This window comes from Vibrio sp. HI00D65 (assembly GCF_001635455.1).
GTDB lineage: Bacteria > Pseudomonadota > Gammaproteobacteria > Enterobacterales > Vibrionaceae > Vibrio.
Genome location: NZ_LWEH01000001.1, coordinates 63,300 through 78,793 on the forward strand (window position 1 = coordinate 63,300; position 15,494 = coordinate 78,793).

16 protein-coding genes and 1 pseudogene are annotated in these 15,494 nt (G+C 37.9%); 7 read left to right on the plus strand and 10 right to left on the minus strand.

All coding sequences use genetic code 11. The features are described 5' to 3' along the window. Window positions 1-3 precede the first annotated feature (3 nt). Genes A3712_RS00290 through A3712_RS00315 form a run of 6 tightly spaced genes read right to left on the minus strand, consistent with a single transcriptional unit; the run spans window position 4 to window position 4,028 of the window. Complete coding sequence (locus tag A3712_RS00290; protein WP_063521776.1) at window positions 4-678, minus strand: AfsA-related hotdog domain-containing protein; 675 nt, start codon at window positions 676-678, stop codon at window positions 4-6. Further along, window positions 671-964 carry a hypothetical protein gene (locus A3712_RS00295; RefSeq protein ID WP_063521777.1) on the minus strand — a complete coding sequence of 98 codons (294 nt, stop codon included), beginning with the start codon at window positions 962-964 and terminating at the stop codon, window positions 671-673. Before A3712_RS00295 ends, A3712_RS00290 begins: the two co-directional genes overlap by 8 nt. Continuing rightward, window positions 958-1,680 carry an SDR family NAD(P)-dependent oxidoreductase gene (locus A3712_RS00300; protein WP_197465779.1) on the minus strand — a complete coding sequence of 241 codons (723 nt, stop codon included), beginning with the start codon at window positions 1,678-1,680 and terminating at the stop codon, window positions 958-960. Before A3712_RS00300 ends, A3712_RS00295 begins: the two co-directional genes overlap by 7 nt. Further along, window positions 1,670-3,025 carry an ANL family adenylate-forming protein gene (locus A3712_RS00305; protein WP_082856142.1) on the minus strand — a complete coding sequence of 452 codons (1,356 nt, stop codon included), beginning with the start codon at window positions 3,023-3,025 and terminating at the stop codon, window positions 1,670-1,672. The genes A3712_RS00300 and A3712_RS00305 overlap by 11 nt, the downstream gene beginning before the upstream one ends. Continuing rightward, on the minus strand, window positions 3,006-3,527 hold the full coding sequence (locus A3712_RS00310; protein ID WP_063521779.1) for a 4'-phosphopantetheinyl transferase family protein: 522 nt from the start codon (window positions 3,525-3,527) through the stop codon (window positions 3,006-3,008). Before A3712_RS00310 ends, A3712_RS00305 begins: the two co-directional genes overlap by 20 nt. Further along, window positions 3,528-4,028 carry a DUF2165 family protein gene (locus A3712_RS00315; RefSeq protein ID WP_063521780.1) on the minus strand — a complete coding sequence of 167 codons (501 nt, stop codon included), beginning with the start codon at window positions 4,026-4,028 and terminating at the stop codon, window positions 3,528-3,530. A 215-nt stretch (window positions 4,029-4,243) separates the two neighbouring features. Between A3712_RS00315 and A3712_RS00320 the strand changes: the two genes are divergently transcribed. After that, entirely contained in the window at window positions 4,244-4,561 is a 318-nt protein-coding gene (locus A3712_RS00320) for a MerR family transcriptional regulator (RefSeq protein ID WP_063521781.1), read from the plus strand. Between the two features lie 105 nt (window positions 4,562-4,666). Further along, window positions 4,667-5,205 (plus strand): annotated as a pseudogene (locus tag A3712_RS26375) (IS6 family transposase); the annotation flags it as partial. Window positions 5,206-5,750: 545 nt separating this feature from the next. On the opposite strand, the gene A3712_RS00330 reads toward A3712_RS26375, so the two are convergent. Next, window positions 5,751-6,095 (minus strand): DMT family transporter, encoded by a 345-nt coding sequence (locus A3712_RS00330; protein ID WP_063521782.1) that lies wholly within the window; start codon window positions 6,093-6,095, stop codon window positions 5,751-5,753. Window positions 6,096-6,405: 310 nt separating this feature from the next. On the opposite strand from A3712_RS00330, the gene A3712_RS00335 reads away from it, so the two are divergent. The 4 genes from A3712_RS00335 (at window position 6,406) to A3712_RS00350 (ending at window position 9,620) form a co-directional block, all read left to right on the plus strand. After that, window positions 6,406-7,554 carry an S-(hydroxymethyl)glutathione dehydrogenase/class III alcohol dehydrogenase gene (locus A3712_RS00335; RefSeq protein ID WP_063521783.1) on the plus strand — a complete coding sequence of 383 codons (1,149 nt, stop codon included), beginning with the start codon at window positions 6,406-6,408 and terminating at the stop codon, window positions 7,552-7,554. A gap of 168 nt (window positions 7,555-7,722) precedes the next feature. Next, window positions 7,723-8,562 (plus strand): S-formylglutathione hydrolase, encoded by an 840-nt coding sequence (fghA, locus tag A3712_RS00340; protein WP_063521784.1) that lies wholly within the window; start codon window positions 7,723-7,725, stop codon window positions 8,560-8,562. A gap of 149 nt (window positions 8,563-8,711) precedes the next feature. Continuing rightward, window positions 8,712-9,044 (plus strand): DMT family transporter, encoded by a 333-nt coding sequence (locus A3712_RS00345; protein ID WP_063521785.1) that lies wholly within the window; start codon window positions 8,712-8,714, stop codon window positions 9,042-9,044. Between the two features lie 174 nt (window positions 9,045-9,218). Then, window positions 9,219-9,620 (plus strand): hypothetical protein, encoded by a 402-nt coding sequence (locus A3712_RS00350; protein ID WP_004737543.1) that lies wholly within the window; start codon window positions 9,219-9,221, stop codon window positions 9,618-9,620. Window positions 9,621-9,744: 124 nt separating this feature from the next. Here the strand turns inward: A3712_RS00350 and A3712_RS00355 are convergent, their stop codons facing one another. Further along, window positions 9,745-11,019, minus strand: a complete 1,275-nt coding sequence (locus A3712_RS00355; protein WP_082856144.1) for an MFS transporter — start codon at window positions 11,017-11,019, stop codon at window positions 9,745-9,747. A 117-nt stretch (window positions 11,020-11,136) separates the two neighbouring features. Here A3712_RS00355 and A3712_RS00360 point away from each other — a divergent pair, with 117 nt between their 5' ends. Then, complete coding sequence (locus A3712_RS00360) at window positions 11,137-11,874, plus strand: 4'-phosphopantetheinyl transferase family protein (RefSeq protein WP_063521786.1); 738 nt, start codon at window positions 11,137-11,139, stop codon at window positions 11,872-11,874. Window positions 11,875-11,921: 47 nt separating this feature from the next. Here A3712_RS00360 and A3712_RS00365 read toward each other — a convergent pair whose 3' ends face one another. Beyond that, the gene (locus A3712_RS00365; protein ID WP_063521787.1) at window positions 11,922-13,673 is read right to left on the minus strand and encodes an ABC transporter ATP-binding protein; all 1,752 of its coding nucleotides are present in this window, start codon (window positions 13,671-13,673) and stop codon (window positions 11,922-11,924) included. Beyond that, window positions 13,667-15,460 (minus strand): ABC transporter ATP-binding protein, encoded by a 1,794-nt coding sequence (locus A3712_RS00370; protein ID WP_063521788.1) that lies wholly within the window; start codon window positions 15,458-15,460, stop codon window positions 13,667-13,669. Before A3712_RS00370 ends, A3712_RS00365 begins: the two co-directional genes overlap by 7 nt. Window positions 15,461-15,494: the final 34 nt, after the last annotated feature.

Here is a 15,494-nt window from a genome sequence, read left to right on the forward strand (position 1 = left end):
CTTCTATATTTTTGGGATTGACAACTTTTCAGTTAGAGCTGCAAGTTTTTCTGGTGTCAGAGATGCTTTTATTTTGAAATTCGCACACACTTTTGAATACTGCGATATTAAAATTTCAGCCTCTAAATTCGATTCCATTTTTGATATGTTAAAATTCATTATTGAAATTTTACCATCAACTTCTAATGGATAAACATAATTAACAAATTCGCTTGAAATTGATTTCAATACAAATCGAGATTTAGCTGACAGGTCTTCAAAATATACCTCGAGAACCGAAATTAAAGACTGCCTTGCAGCTTCTATCAACAATAAACCTGGAACGTGTATACCTGTAACATGATCAGATAATATCTCACTATCTTTGTTTATTCTAATTTTGAAGGAAAAATCCCTCTCACTTAATCTATTCAAGTTAGATATCAAAACATTTTTTTTGTTTTTCTTATGTACGGACTCTTGGTTAACCCACTCAATATTATTGATAAAATTTATTTTTTCATCTACCATTGAACTCAAAGTTAATACATCACCATGTGATAGGCCCTGACCTAAGTAAATACTATTAAACTTTTCATCATCGAAATTATCACTAAAACACAAAGGAGATAGTATATTTTTTTTATTAACAAAGGAATTAAATTCTTCACCAACAACTATGCAAAAATTATCACTCATGAATAACCTCTATAGTTTTATCATTAACTATCGTCTGATAATAAACATCAACAAACTCACCTATTGTCGAAATGTCTGAGATGGAATAAATCTCACTAAAAGGCTCAACTAAAATATCGTCCTGTACCAGCATTATTAGCTGTGCCATCATCAATGATTTGAATTCTAAATCTTTAACAAAACTAGTGCTGTCAAAAACATTTCTTTCTGATGAATCGTCAATGTCGTTTAAAATAAGTTTGATTTTATTAGTAACAATGTTAAATACTTCATTTCTTGTTAGCATGTCATGCCTCCATCTACAATTATATTTTGCCCCGTTATAAAAGATGCTTTATCAGATGCTATAAATAATACCGCATTTGAAATATCCTGTATCTTGGCGATTCTACCTAGTGGTGTTCTTTTTAATATCTGATTTCTTCTTTCTTCGTTTAAATATGAAACTAGTTCTGTTTCAAAAAAACCTGGTGATATAGTGTTTACTCGAATATTTGAAGGAGCTAATTCTTTTGCAAGACTCCGTGTAATCCCATCTAATCCAGCTTTTGATGCTGTATAAACAGATACTCCCTTATGACCTCTAACTGAATTTATAGAAGATATATTTATGATCACTCCACTTTTGTTTTTAATCATAGATGAAATACATAATTTTGTGAATTTAATAGGGTTTGTTAGGTTTAAATTAATTGTTTTATCTATGTCGATCATCGGAGTGAATGAGAGTAGACCCTCAAATAAGTATGCTGAATTATTAATTAAAATATCAACTTGACCAAATTTACCTTTAACTTGATTGTGGAATTCTTTTAGATTTTCAAATTTTTCTGCATCTACTGGCATCCAAAAAAAACTTTCATTTTTCTGTAATGTTTCTATGCTTCTATTCAGTTTCCTACTGAATGTCGCTACTTTGTATCCGGAATCAAGAAATTGTTTAACCAATTCATACCCCAGACCTTTACTTCCGCCTGTAATAATAACAACTTTATTTTTCAAAATGATCTCTCTCAAATTTTCTAACTTTTTTATAGCGATTTGAATATAGATCTTTATCTATAAATACGATAACCATAGGGATTTTATATTCTGATAAGTTTCTCTTACAATAGTTGATGATTTCTTTTCTTAACATTGATGTATCAGAGTCAATTTTAGCATTTATAAATGCTTTTATACCCATTCCCGTTATAGGGTTTTTTTCTCCAACCACTGAAACATCAACTACATCATCAACTTCTAAGATTGTATTTTCAACTTCCGTTGGATAAACTTTCTCGCCTCCAACATTTATGATCTCAGATTTCCTACCAAGTATTTTCATATACTCTTTTTTTTCATCAAACTCTATAACATCTTGAGTATTAAAATATCCATCTTCATCAAATGGAGATTCAGCATTTAAGTAACCAAGCATTGCTGTGTCTGATTTTATCCATAAAATGTTGTCTTTTACTCTGTAATCAAATCCTTTTCCACCAATTTTTAACCAAAGTTCATGGTTGTTTTTTGATTTTGTTGGTAGTATTCCCACTTCAGATAAACCATATGTCTGCTTAAATTTAACTTTAGTAAGCAATGTTGATATTTTCGTTAGCGTTGATTTTGGCATAGGCTCTGTGCCATATGTAATTAGTTTTAGTGAAGACAAATCATAATTCTCAAACAATCCGCTCATCAGCAACATATTAATGAAAGTTGGAGTTGTTGGCAGTATTTCTACAGACCATTGCTGTATATCTTTTAATACATCTAATGCTTGGCGTGTCTTAGGGATCACAACTAGTCCCCCTGAGCTTAATGTATAAAAAATTGTATTAATTCCACCAATGTGGTCAAATGATAAAAATGACATTATATTGAGATTTTTGTCTGATTTTTTAAACTTTTCAGCCATTTTGTCAAAATTTAAAACAGTTCCTTTAGGTTCTCCAGTTGTTCCAGAACTGAATAGAACTAAACCAGAAGCGTTAATTGCCGTTAATTTTTCATAAAGTTTGTGGCCAATATTTCTAGATGACGGATACACTTTGTTACTCACAGAGTCTAATCTATACTGAACATTCGCTACTTTTAAATACTTATCTATACTTTCTTTGTTGATTGAGTTTATAGGTACAATGATATTTTTATTTTCTATAAGTGCAATGATCGCTGCCATTACCCATGGCGAGCTTTCCCCCTCTACTGAAACCACAGCACCTTTAGGTACATTTGAAAAATAGATGATATCTTTCCACTCACATACATAATTATACATTTGGTTATATGTGGTTATCTTATCTTTGTAAACCACAGCTTTTTCATCAGCACATGATAGAAACCTATCCAGTAACCAATCCATTGTAATTCTCCTTACATTTTTTACTAAGACCAACTGATAAGTGCAAATCGTTATAGTTTGACATATATATTACATTTCTACTTGTAGGTAGTGATTTTTCAGCCACGAAGTTTACTCTCCATAACTCAAAATCTTTTGTTTTTTTAACGAAATTAACATTACTCCCTTTTAATATAATAGATAAACCATCTCCGTTTATTTTTGATGCAGCTTCTTTTATTGTCCACGTTTTCCTATCAATAACACTTATATCACTATTTTTTTTGTCTTCAATATCTATTGAAACAATATGACTTAGACTGACAGCAATGGCATAGTATTTTCTTGAATGTGACGCATTAAATGATATTTCATTGTCATATATATATGGTCGAATATTTTCTCTTTTAACTATATCAATTTTTTTTTTGTTAGTATGTTTTCTTAATATACTTTTTAGTATTTCTTCTTGATTTAAATTTAACCAATCGCACTTTCTGAAAACATATGTATAAAAAGACATTTATAGGTACTTATTTTCAGTTGAGTTAAACATTATATAACCTAATATTGAAATTATGATTCCCAGCAAGTGAACCATTTGAAACGAACCTTGATGCATCCAGTACCCAAACCACATACCACTACAAAGCAAACATGTAAAAACAGACATAAATGCTGAGATACTCAAGTTTATATAATTAAGGGTTTTATCTCTCAAGTCCCTTTTTTTTATAAGGTCGCTTAAATAAAGAAAAAATGCACTCCACATCAAAAAGTCAATTACTGCTTCAAGAGTTATTACTCCCCAGAGTAATACATTGGGTAAGAAAGGTAAGTTTACGGCTCTCCATAATAACCCTTCACCAACACCACTACCCACTGTGAATAAATCCATGGTCAAGACATTTTTTATAAACGAAGTGTTTGTTTCTGGATCCGTAATGTTATTTAAAGTAATAAAGGTCATCCACAGTGAAAATGTAAATAAATAGATAATTTTCGGCAAGTGCTTACTCAGCATTGTAAAGATCCTTTTTAAATTTTCGTTTTGTATTAGTGACTTCAACTTTAGTAACACTACACTCATTGTCGCGAGGCGTCAATTGTTTTATTAATAATTTTATAAAAGTATCTAAAGAGCATTAGGTGAGCTTTTGGTACTTTTAATGTTATCTTGTATTATTTCCAATCCCGAGATAACATTAAGTAAATCCCCCTTACTGAGTAAAATCCCAAATGATTGATATTAAAGAAGAAAGCACCAATTCTGAGAGTTATAGTTCATTTTTGAGGCAAGTTATTGTTGGTATCAGTGAAGTTTCTGAAATGACTTCCATACCTGTTCGTAAGCTACGTTATTGGGAATCAAAAAACATTATCAAAGCTGTTGATCCTGAATCTTCCAGTAGGCAGTTTGATTTGGCCAATATAAAGAAAATAATATTAATACAAGAGCTAATAGATGATGGTTATACGTTAGATGGTGCAAATGCAAAAGTTGAGAAACGTATAAAGCGTATTAATTCGCTAATGGCCTTACTCGATATAGAGTAACGTAAGCACCTCTAAATGGGCTAGTTCTAAAAATTGGCTTCTTTCTCAAAGTTTGAGTCTTCAAGTTAAAATTTACTTGATTTCTGTTCATGACACTGATTCTCAATACCTAAAGGCTGCCACTTTCCCTCTGAAGTTATTCTCGAAACTATCAGCTATTACCTTGCATACAAACACAGCTATCGTGAAATTGAAGAAATACAAATAGAGGGAGGTGTTGTTGTAGATCATGCCACCATCAATCGTTGCGTTATGAAATTTGCCCCATTATTAGAGCATAGATCGAGACGAGGAAAGAAGCCGGTATCTGTCTCGTGGCGTGTTGATGAAACCTATATCAAAATTAAAGGTAAGTGAATTTACTATTACCGAGTCGTCAATAATTTGGAAATGTCATTGATTATTATCTTAGTCCGAAGCGTGATGAGGCTGCTGCTAAAGCCTTTCTGAATAATGCTATTTCACAAAATGGCTCATCAAGTGAAGTCGTCATAGATGGAACTAAGATTCATTACGTGGGCATCGATTCTATGAATGTGCAGCTTTGATTGACGAGTTATTTTATGCACTCATTGGTAGAGATTTGGGACATTAACTACCTGAACAATATCATTGAGCAGAACCACAGTTGGGTGAAGCAGAAAGCACATCAAGCTCTAGGTTGGAAGTCAACGGAAGGAACCTTGGCTAATTCCATAAGCGTGAAATGTGGACGATGTTGAAGGCCAGGCGGCCTTGAGCTATTCTACGCACTCACATTAAAAATGTATTTGTAGGATGGGCCTGTCACGCCTCTAACTAGATTTGCGACAGAGCCTTGTTCGTCCTGTTTTACTTTGGGTGAACAAGACACGCTATTGAATAACACCTCCACTGGATATATCCCTTACCTTCATTCTAACCAAATCACATGACCCTAACTTACAGCCAATGGCTAAATTATATGATGCCAGTTCTTTTAGATTACCTTCTATCTCTAGCAGTGTACGGGTACGCCAGATATCTTCAAGTTTGAAGAGCTTTTTCTGCCCAGTTAGGTAATCTTTTTCTCCCGCATAACTCATTGAAGCGTAAATAATTTTTGTTTAAAGCCGCTCAATAATACGTATTTTTCACTCTTTACAAAAATAAATTTGAGACTAGTTATATTTGGGCAAAGTTCGCCTAACTAGGAACATAGACCCCTTAACTATTGACTCACCGAACTTGAAAACAGGTTGATGATCACCACACCTGACAGAATCAAAGCGATGCCGATGATCGCGTAGATATCGAGCTTTTGTCCGTAGACCAGCCAAGACAATGCTGCGACCAGCACTATCCCTGCCCCACACCAAATCGCATACGCCACGCCTAAAGAGATGGTTTGCACTGTGAGAGACAATAGATAGAAAGCACAACCGTAACCAATTAATACTGCGGCACTCGTGGGCAAAGAAGTAAACTGCTGCGTTTTAGGCAATAGAGAAGTGGCAACAACTTCAAGCACAATGGCAAGTGACAGCATTACAGGCGGTGAGAGAGAGAAAAGCATGTTCAAACCTACAAATAGAAAATAGGCGGCAAGCTTATGCTTAATTTATTTCGCATAAATGTCCCTTCTACTTAGTTACTGTTTAGAGTTTCGATAGATTCTCTTAGCAACATCTCCCCCTTCAAACTAACAAATTATTACAAATAGGTAATAATCATTTTCTATTTAAGGGGATTATCAAAACCCGTGACCGCACCTATACTGGCTCCAACAAAACGAGAGAGCGGAAGCAATTAAGCTCGACTACGCTTAACGGGTTGAACCAAATTGCAAAGTTATCTGCTGTACTGACATATAAAGGAAGCATCCAATGACTATCGAAATCAAACCTGGTCAAACTCATATCCAATCTAAAGCAATGGTTGCTTGGAAAGCTGGTGAGCCGCTAAAGCGTGAAACGGTTGACGTTGAACTGCCAAAGGCTGGCGAAGTACTTGTTCGTATCGTTGCTACTGGTGTTTGTCACACTGACGCATTCACTCTTTCAGGTGACGATCCAGAAGGTATCTTCCCTTCTATCCTTGGTCACGAAGGTGGCGGCATCGTTGAAATGGTTGGCGAAGGCGTAACAAGCGTTGAAGTTGGCGACCACGTTATCCCACTTTACACAGCAGAGTGTGGCGAATGTAAATTCTGTAAGTCTGGCAAAACTAATCTTTGCCAAGCGGTTCGTGAAACTCAAGGTAAAGGTCTAATGCCAGACGGCACAAGCCGTTTCTCTATCAATGGTGAGCCAATTTTCCACTACATGGGTTGTTCTACTTTCTCTGAGTACACTGTACTTCCAGAAATCTCACTAGCGAAAGTAAACAAACAAGCACCTCTTGAGGAAGTTTGTCTTCTAGGCTGTGGCGTAACCACTGGTATGGGTGCGGTACTAAACACAGCTAAAGTTGAAAAAGGCGACACAGTTGCTGTATTCGGCCTAGGCGGTATCGGTCTTTCTGCAATCATCGGTGCTCGTATGGCGGGTGCAAGCAAAATCATCGGTGTTGATATCAACGAGAGCAAATTCGAGCTAGCAAAACAACTTGGCGCGACTGACTGCATTAACCCAATGAAATTCGACAAGCCAATCCAAGACGTTATCGTTGAGATGACAGACGGTGGCGTTGATTACTCATTCGAGTGTATCGGTAACGTAAACGTGATGCGTCAAGCTCTTGAATGTTGTCACAAAGGTTGGGGCGAGTCTGTAATCATCGGTGTTGCAGGCGCAGGTCAAGAGATCTCAACTCGTCCATTCCAACTAGTAACAGGTCGTGTATGGCGTGGTTCTGCTTTCGGTGGTGTTAAAGGCCGCTCTGAGCTTCCAGAAATCGTAAACCGTTACATGGCGGGTGAGTTTGGTCTTCAAGAGTTCATTACTCACACTATGAGCCTTGACGAAGTAAACGACGCATTCGACCTAATGCACAAAGGTGAATCTATCCGTACTGTTTTACACATGGACAGATAATTCTCCTTGGTCTCGGCATTTAGGTGTCGAGACCACAGTTCTGACTTAAAAATCAGAGCGAAACTGTCTTCACCACCTCCTGCCCGGTGGGTGGTGAAACCTCTATCTTAAGCTACAGAAAATCAAATACATTAATTCCGAAACCATCAACCTAACGGAGCACAATAAATGACAATCGAAAACATTAGCCAAGCAAAGGTTGCTGGTGGTTGGCACAAACAATACACCCACTTTTCTGCAACGCTTGACTGCGATATGCGCTTCGCAATTTTCTTGCCACCAAATGCAAGCAAAGAAAACCCAGTTCCTGTTTTGTATTGGTTATCAGGCCTAACCTGTACCGATGAAAATTTCATGCAAAAAGCCGGCGCATTTAAAGCTGCTGCTGAGCAAGGCATCGCTATTGTTGCACCAGATACAAGCCCTCGTGGTGAGAACGTTGCTAACAATGAAAGCTACGACTTAGGCCAAGGTGCAGGCTTCTACGTGAATGCCACTCAAGCGCCATGGGACAGCCATTACCACATGTACGACTACGTGGTAACAGAGCTTCCAGCACTGATTGAGTCTTTCTTCCCTGTGACACCAGTGAAATCAATTTCTGGTCACAGCATGGGGGGACACGGTGCCCTTACGATTGGCATCAAGAACGAAGATAGCTACCGTTCTATCTCTGCATTTAGTCCAATCAGTAACCCAATGCAATGCCCTTGGGGCCAAAAAGCATTTAACCAGTATTTAGGCTTAGATATTGAAGAGTGGAAGCAGTACGACGCCTCTGAGCTTCTAAAAACGAAAGGCACTAAGCTGCCAATGTTGGTTGACCAAGGCGAAGCGGACAACTTCCTAATTGAACAACTGAAACCTGAACAGTTAGTTGAAGCAGCCACAGTATACAACGCGGATTTAGAGCTACGTATGCAGCCTGGTTATGACCACAGCTACTACTTTATCTCTAGCTTTATTGACGAGCACATTGAGTTCCACGCTGCTTACCTACACAAGTAGTCACTCCTGTTTAGCCCGCACCTTGCAAAAGCGTGAGGTGCGGGCTTTTTTTTGCCTGCAAGGCGAGCTAATCCGCGATTGGCACCAATGACCACTTTCAAACACTCTTGCTATACCAACACAAACAATACAAAGATAAAGGTACGAATATGAGCTGGTTTTTCTTGATAATGGGCGTAATGGCTGAAGCGCTTTCTCACGTTGCACTTAAAGCCACCGATGGATTTAGTTTGTCTAAACCAGTCCCAGCTTTACTGGTTATCTCAGGGCACTTGGCGGCATTTTTATTCTTAAGCCAAGCGATGAAAGAGATGCCGGTTGGGGTGGTGCACTCTTTATGGGCTGGATTAGCAATTTTGACAGTGAGCTTGCTCTCGAGCTTCGTTTACAGCCAACACCTAGACACAAAAGTTTGGATTGGCATGGGACTTGTCGCCGCAGGCGTCATGTTGATCAACCTATCACAAGGCCACGCGCACTAATTTGCCCAGACGCTTTTACATAGAAAACGTCTGAAACGTAAATTATGAACAGTGCGTCAATTCTTTCAGATTTCATAACAGAGTGATGCCGCTTTCACTTATACTTACTCTTACAATCGACAAGTCAAACCTGTTACCATAGCACCTTCAACATCACCTATTTTAAAGGTTGCCATGAAAGCAATTAAGACTCTTTTTCTACTGATGATTTTAGCTTGCGGTCTATTCACGGCTTGGTTGTTTATTTCAATCCCCGCGACGATAGATAAGCAAACACTTGATGTTCCATTGACGGAACCGTTCAAACTTGTGGCGTACCGTAGTAATCCAAATGATGCGAGTAAGCCATTTACTTATCACTACTACGTGATTTCAGATGCTGTTGATATCGATGATATGGACCCGTTTTTGGTTACGACAGACCAGTTTGTAAAACTTGGCGAGTTCGACGAAAACACGTTTAAGCTAACGGTAAATGGTAAGATCGAGAGTTACACAAACGATTTGTGGATCAAAAAAACGGACGGCACGCTTCAGCACTGGTATGTCAGCGTTGATGCGAACTACGTCCGTTAACTAGCTACTTGTTTAGCCTTTTTAAAACTGTGCTCTGGCGTCCAAGCCGAGCGCAATGTGCTTCTAGAGAACAATACGTATTCAGTCTATGGCGTTTGCTCACTTGCTCAAATATTGATTAAACTCAGTCATTGTACGCATCACTCCAGTGGCGATAATGAGTTGATTTCAACACTGCAAATAAGCAAGACAATGCAATCACTATTCCGAGCACCAAAGCACTACTATATCCACTCCCCCCCGCTAAACTTGTGGCTAAAGAAGAAAAGACTATCTCTCCAAAAGTCTGTGTTCCCTGAAAGAAAGCAATGTTTGTTGCAGGCTGCAAAGTCTGCTGAGAAAAACGCATTGAATATGTATAGGTGCTTACCGCAATAAAACCCATCCCCAAACCTACAATGACAGATGTTAACCACACACACCATGCACCCAAAAGCCAATCCTCGGCGATCGCTATCCAAAGAAAACCACCGAACATAACCAACTGCAAGCCGAACAGCAATGTTGAGCGATATCCGCAACGCTTTATAAGGTTGCTAGCAATGAAACAACCTACAAGCATTACTAGCAAATGACCAACTCCTGTTAGCATTCCTACTTGCGACATAGACCAAGATAAGTCAACCAAGATAAATTTTGACAGCGCCATTGTGATGACTCCACACAAAGTGGCGCATGAACATAGTACCAAAGTTGAAGTCGCTCTTGGGGCTTTGAAAAACTTGAGAAGGGATGCTTTTGCTGTTGTACTGCTGTGCTTCACTTTCGGCTCTTGCCAAGTGATAATTGGTATCAGACATACACACACTATTGCGGCCAATAGTAGTAAAGTCACCCGATACCCAACATATTCAAAGGCAACCATTGCAAACGGGCCCGCAATTAACATCCCGATAATAATTCCTGAAACCTGAATCGCATTCACTAAACCGAGTTGTGACTTCTCTGAATGATCAGCTGCTAAACCATCGGTCGCAATATCTTGTGTCGCTCCCACAATAGAAATGATCGCGAGTAATAATGTCACTATGGCCAAGTTCTGTTCAGTAACGTTAATCATCGCTAATGTTATCAGTGTCATTACCATCACCAATTGCATAGGTATGATCCATGACTTTCTTCGCCCAAGAGAGCCTAGCCAATTATTTTCCACTAATGGCGCCCACAAAAATTTAATGGCCCAAAAAATTCCAGCGAGCGGTACCATTGAGATCAATTCTAGTGGTAAACCGAGTGTTTTTAATAGTGTAGGAATAGCATGGAATGTTAAACCAATAGGAATACCCTGAACAAAATACAGACTACAAATAATGACAAAAAAGACATTGCTTTGTTTAGATCTAAAATTCTCACTCTCACCTTTAATATTGCAGCTTTCCATAAAAGTCCTTAATTTCATTTCTGTTCAATAGGTAAATTAATGTATGGTTTCTGAGAAACTAAATTATGCTTTACATATAAAAAAAAGTAAATGATAATTATTTTCAACAAGTAATTTGGTCATAACCTTAAAGTAATGGAAAATTTATCATCAGAATTTATTAATGACTTCAAATTTTTTAATTTTGATTATCAAGGTAAATCCTTAGATATAATGAAAATTAGTTTTTCTCCAGATAAATTTAGGGAAAACTTATTTTTTCACTTTGATATTGAATATCCAAATTCAGTCAGAGAGTCCGTACCCAAAAGAAAGAGGGAGTTTTTGGCAGGTCGGATATGCACCAAGTACTTGATAAAAAAGAATTTGGGTTACGCAATCGATGTTCCAATCTCCGCAGACCGTTCGCCAAAATGGCCTTGTGGATTAACAGGTTCAATATCTCATACCGATAATAGTGCTATTGCAATAGTGGGTAAAAAAGAACACTCAGACGACAACCTTTCATTTGGTATCGATATCCAGACTTTAATGTCTCAGCAACAGAGCAAAAGCATCCAACCACTTATTGCTGACATAACAGAATTATTGCTATTGAAGAAGCTTAATTACTGTAATGAATATTGCACTACATTGTTATTTTCGGCTAAAGAGAGCATATACAAAGCTATATACCCACATATTATGGAAATAGTCAATTTTGATGCTGTTAATTTAGTCAATATTAATCATCACAAATCAATCCTGACCTTTTCTACGTCCACGAACCTTAACAAAAACTTTAACATCAACAAAATTATCACGTGCAACTATCGCTATGACACCAAGAGAAATGAGATCACAACGCTATGCTTGTATAAACCAAGAAACTAAAAGCTGGCAAAACGTTATCTTGCCAGCTTTCTCTCAACAACAGAAAACTACGAAATAAAGTGCCAACTTTGAGCTTGCTGTTGAAGGTTCCAAAGCTCATTATAAAGAAGTTTATTTTGCAGCAAAGTGTCGTGCCCCCCTTGCTCAACGATCTTCCCTGAGTCTAAAACAACAACATGATCAGCGTATTGAACTGTTGATAACTTATGAGCTATTACAAGTACGGTTTTATTCTGAACTAAAGCTTGCATTGCAACCTGGATATCTCGCTCATTTTCAGGGTCTAGAGAGGCTGTGGCTTCATCTAAGATAACAAGTGGCGCATCTTTAAGAAGTGCACGAGCAATTGAAAGTCTCTGTTTTTCACCGCCTGATAAGTGTACACCACCAGCACCAATCTCGGTATCAAGCCCCTTTTCCATCTCTGACACTAAATTTTTGAGTTTCGCGAGCTCTATAACACGCCACAATTCATCATCTGTCGCACCTGGTTTAGCAACACGAAGGTTATTCGCCAGTGTGTCATTAAAAATATAATTCAATTGAAACACAATACTGACATGCTGAAGCCAATGCTCAACTTGCATACTTGCAATATCAACCTGACTTCCTTGTTCTCCTATTGAGATTGAGCCTGAATCAAGCTGCCAAAAACGAGCTATCAATGACGCAATTGTCGATTTACCTGAGCCTGATGGGCCGACAAGTGCGGTTACTTTATTGTGAGGGAGAGTTAGGTTTAAACTATCAAAGAGCGGATCTTTTGAACCCGGATAAGTGAAACTCACATCATTAAAGTTGATCGCCATATTTGAAATCTGCGGTCGGCCTTGACCATGTGGCATAGTAGGTAATGACAACACTTCATCAACTCGGTTTACAGCCAGATCTAAATAATTTAGCTCAGCCAAAAACATTGACATGTTAAGTAATGGCCTGAAAAAACGAACTGCTGCAATCAAAAATAATAATACTTCCGGTAAAGCTATTGTACGCTCTAACCAAGCCCAAGTAAGTACAACCAGCAACACAATTAAGCCTGACTCCACCAGTACATTAAAGCTGTATACAGGCCATACAGCAGCCTTCTCAGCTTTTAAGGCTTGATTACGTGTTGATGTTAAAACATCATTTAAACGTAAAAAAGCTTTCCCCATCATACTATGTGACTTGAGTTCCTTTAAGCCATTCATATACTCCATTACGGCATCATTCAGTTGATGCATCAAATGCTGCATGTGACTCTGCCACTTCCTAGCGTAAGCTCGCGTTAGTAAATAAGCGAAACAAGCTAATGGCAAGGTTGACATCATGGCCAGCCCCATTCGCCAATCTTTAGCTATCAAGCCTAAGGCAAAAAAGCACAATACTGAACCAGTGGCTATAATTGGTGCATACAAATGAGTAAAAATCCGCTCAATCATATCAATGTCTTTTAGCAAGGTGTTATTAACACTGCCAAAATCAGAACGCTGGAAAAAACCCATTGGCATTTTCCGTAAATGGTCACCTAAACGCTGACGAATTTGCCTTCCTGCATCAAAACCAATAAGAGAAATGTTCACGTGAATGACTCGTGCCAATAGGGCCCGTATGATCATCATGACAGCACATCCGATCACCAACAAAAATTGATGCTGTATATCTGGCTTATCGGCTAACATATCCAGCAGAATATAATAAAGAAAGCCATAGGGAGCAGAAGCAAAGAAAGCATCAAGCACTGTCAGAAATACAGTTCGATTTAAACCTTTCAGAGACGTACCGGTTAAACGCTTTAAGGTATTTATTCTCAACATGACTCTACACCCTCTGACACTGTCATAGTCTCTTGACCCTTTGATGATTGCCCAAAGTGCCAAGCTTTAGTTTCTTGGTGTGCTTCCCACATGGACTGATATAGCTCGCAGCCTTCTAGCAATTCACCATGTGTACCTTCTGACACTTTTTTACCTTTATCCATAACAATAATTTTATCGACATGAGTAAGCGTATTTAAACGATGCGCAATAACTAATACTGTTTTGCCTCGCATTAAACTTGAAATTGCTTGCTGGATGCGAACTTCATTGCGCGCATCAGCATAAGCCGTTGCTTCATCAAGGATCAAAATAGGCGAATCTTTAGCTATAGCCCGAGCAATCGCAATTCTTTGAGCTTGCCCACCACTTAAACTCCCTTGATCAACTATCGTCTCGTAGCATTCTGGTAATGACAAAATAAACTCGTGAGCACAAGCTGCTTTCGCTGCATTAACTATGTCTTCATCGGAAAGCTCATCATTACCCATGCGAATGTTTTCTTTGATAGTCTGCTCAAAAATATAAACATCCTGAAAAACAAAACTAACAAGCGACATCAACTGATCAAATGGAAAATCTGTTATCAACTTATTACCGATAGTGATCTCACCACTCTGGTATTCAAAAAATCGAGGAATCAACTGAGCCGCTGTTGTTTTACCCGCGCCAGATGGCCCTACAATAGCGGTAATTTTTCCTTGCAAAGCAGTAAAAGAAACATCATCGACAGTACTTTTAATCGCTTTATTATGTCGAAACGTTACATGATCAAAAGTGATACCTGTATGTGCTATAGTTTGCTGTTGAGAGCCCTCACTCTGAGGAGTTATTTCACAGAAGTATTTTATCTTTTCAACTCCTTTTAGCATCTCACTGAACATACCACCAAATTGAATAAGGTTGTAAAGAGGTTCCATCAACCCCACGCCCAGTAATATAAAAATAAATAATGTCGATAGCGTTAAATCACCTTGAGCGTATAACCATACACTAACAGGTAATAAAAAAAGCAAACCAAGATCAAGCGATAACTTAAATAAAGATGCTGGCGTTTTTGTATCTAACAACCAATTCGTCACCAGTTTATGATGCTCATTCACTGCATCTCGATATTTTTGATGCGAATCGACCGTCATGTTAAACGCTTTTACTACAGGTATAGATGCTACAAAATCGACAACACTAATATGCAAATTGGAAACGACTTTATGGTACTCATCTACTCTAACGTTGAAGCCTTTGAACATAAGAGCTTGTAAAACCAAAGCGATAGGTAAAGGTAAGAGAGCTATAAGTGCCAATCGCCAATCGATATATAACAAGAGCAGTGAAGCAACTAAAGGGCTCACAATCGCAGCAGCCATATCTGGTAAATGATGGGCAATAAAAGTCTCAATTCTGTCGACATCATCTGAAATAATTTTTTTCATTGATGCCGCAGCTTGTTTATTACTTTCACCTAATGATAACTGCCCTACGCTATCAATAATTTGTTGGCGTATTTCAAATAATAGTTGAAAAGCGGCTTTGTGCGACAATAATCCAGATGCTAGTTGCAACAGCATTTTCATCACTAATGCAATCGTAGCAAGTAAAACTAATTGCCAGACAATATAGGAGTCAGCAATAGCATCATTGATAAATCCATCAACCAAATGATAAATAATAAAATATGGTACTACCGTAAGTAAAGAATAAACAACGGCTAATACCATAGACGATAAAAGCTTACGGCGTTGGTTTGCAACCAATTGAATTAACCAAGAAAACGGCGTTCCTTTCATTTTTTTGCCTATATAAAGAAATAAAAAACAAAAG

What these genes read in the sequence shown, in the direction of transcription:
- A3712_RS00330 (WP_063521782.1), bottom strand. Translation starts at nt 6,095, where the DNA reads ATGCTTTTCTCTCTCTCACCGCCTGTAATGCTGTCACTTGCCATTGTG.
- A3712_RS00310 (WP_063521779.1), bottom strand. Translation starts at nt 3,527, where the DNA reads ATGTCTTTTTATACATATGTTTTCAGAAAGTGCGATTGGTTAAATTTA.
- fghA (WP_063521784.1), top strand. Translation starts at nt 7,723, where the DNA reads ATGACAATCGAAAACATTAGCCAAGCAAAGGTTGCTGGTGGTTGGCAC.
- A3712_RS00350 (WP_004737543.1), top strand. Translation starts at nt 9,219, where the DNA reads ATGAAAGCAATTAAGACTCTTTTTCTACTGATGATTTTAGCTTGCGGT.
- A3712_RS00370 (WP_063521788.1), bottom strand. Translation starts at nt 15,460, where the DNA reads ATGAAAGGAACGCCGTTTTCTTGGTTAATTCAATTGGTTGCAAACCAA.
- A3712_RS00355 (WP_082856144.1), bottom strand. Translation starts at nt 11,019, where the DNA reads ATGAAATTAAGGACTTTTATGGAAAGCTGCAATATTAAAGGTGAGAGT.
- A3712_RS00320 (WP_063521781.1), top strand. Translation starts at nt 4,244, where the DNA reads ATGATTGATATTAAAGAAGAAAGCACCAATTCTGAGAGTTATAGTTCA.
- A3712_RS00335 (WP_063521783.1), top strand. Translation starts at nt 6,406, where the DNA reads ATGACTATCGAAATCAAACCTGGTCAAACTCATATCCAATCTAAAGCA.
- A3712_RS00360 (WP_063521786.1), top strand. Translation starts at nt 11,137, where the DNA reads ATGGAAAATTTATCATCAGAATTTATTAATGACTTCAAATTTTTTAAT.
- A3712_RS00345 (WP_063521785.1), top strand. Translation starts at nt 8,712, where the DNA reads ATGAGCTGGTTTTTCTTGATAATGGGCGTAATGGCTGAAGCGCTTTCT.
- A3712_RS00295 (WP_063521777.1), bottom strand. Translation starts at nt 964, where the DNA reads ATGCTAACAAGAAATGAAGTATTTAACATTGTTACTAATAAAATCAAA.
- A3712_RS00365 (WP_063521787.1), bottom strand. Translation starts at nt 13,673, where the DNA reads ATGTTGAGAATAAATACCTTAAAGCGTTTAACCGGTACGTCTCTGAAA.
- A3712_RS00305 (WP_082856142.1), bottom strand. Translation starts at nt 3,025, where the DNA reads ATGGATTGGTTACTGGATAGGTTTCTATCATGTGCTGATGAAAAAGCT.
- A3712_RS00315 (WP_063521780.1), bottom strand. Translation starts at nt 4,028, where the DNA reads ATGCTGAGTAAGCACTTGCCGAAAATTATCTATTTATTTACATTTTCA.
- A3712_RS00290 (WP_063521776.1), bottom strand. Translation starts at nt 678, where the DNA reads ATGAGTGATAATTTTTGCATAGTTGTTGGTGAAGAATTTAATTCCTTT.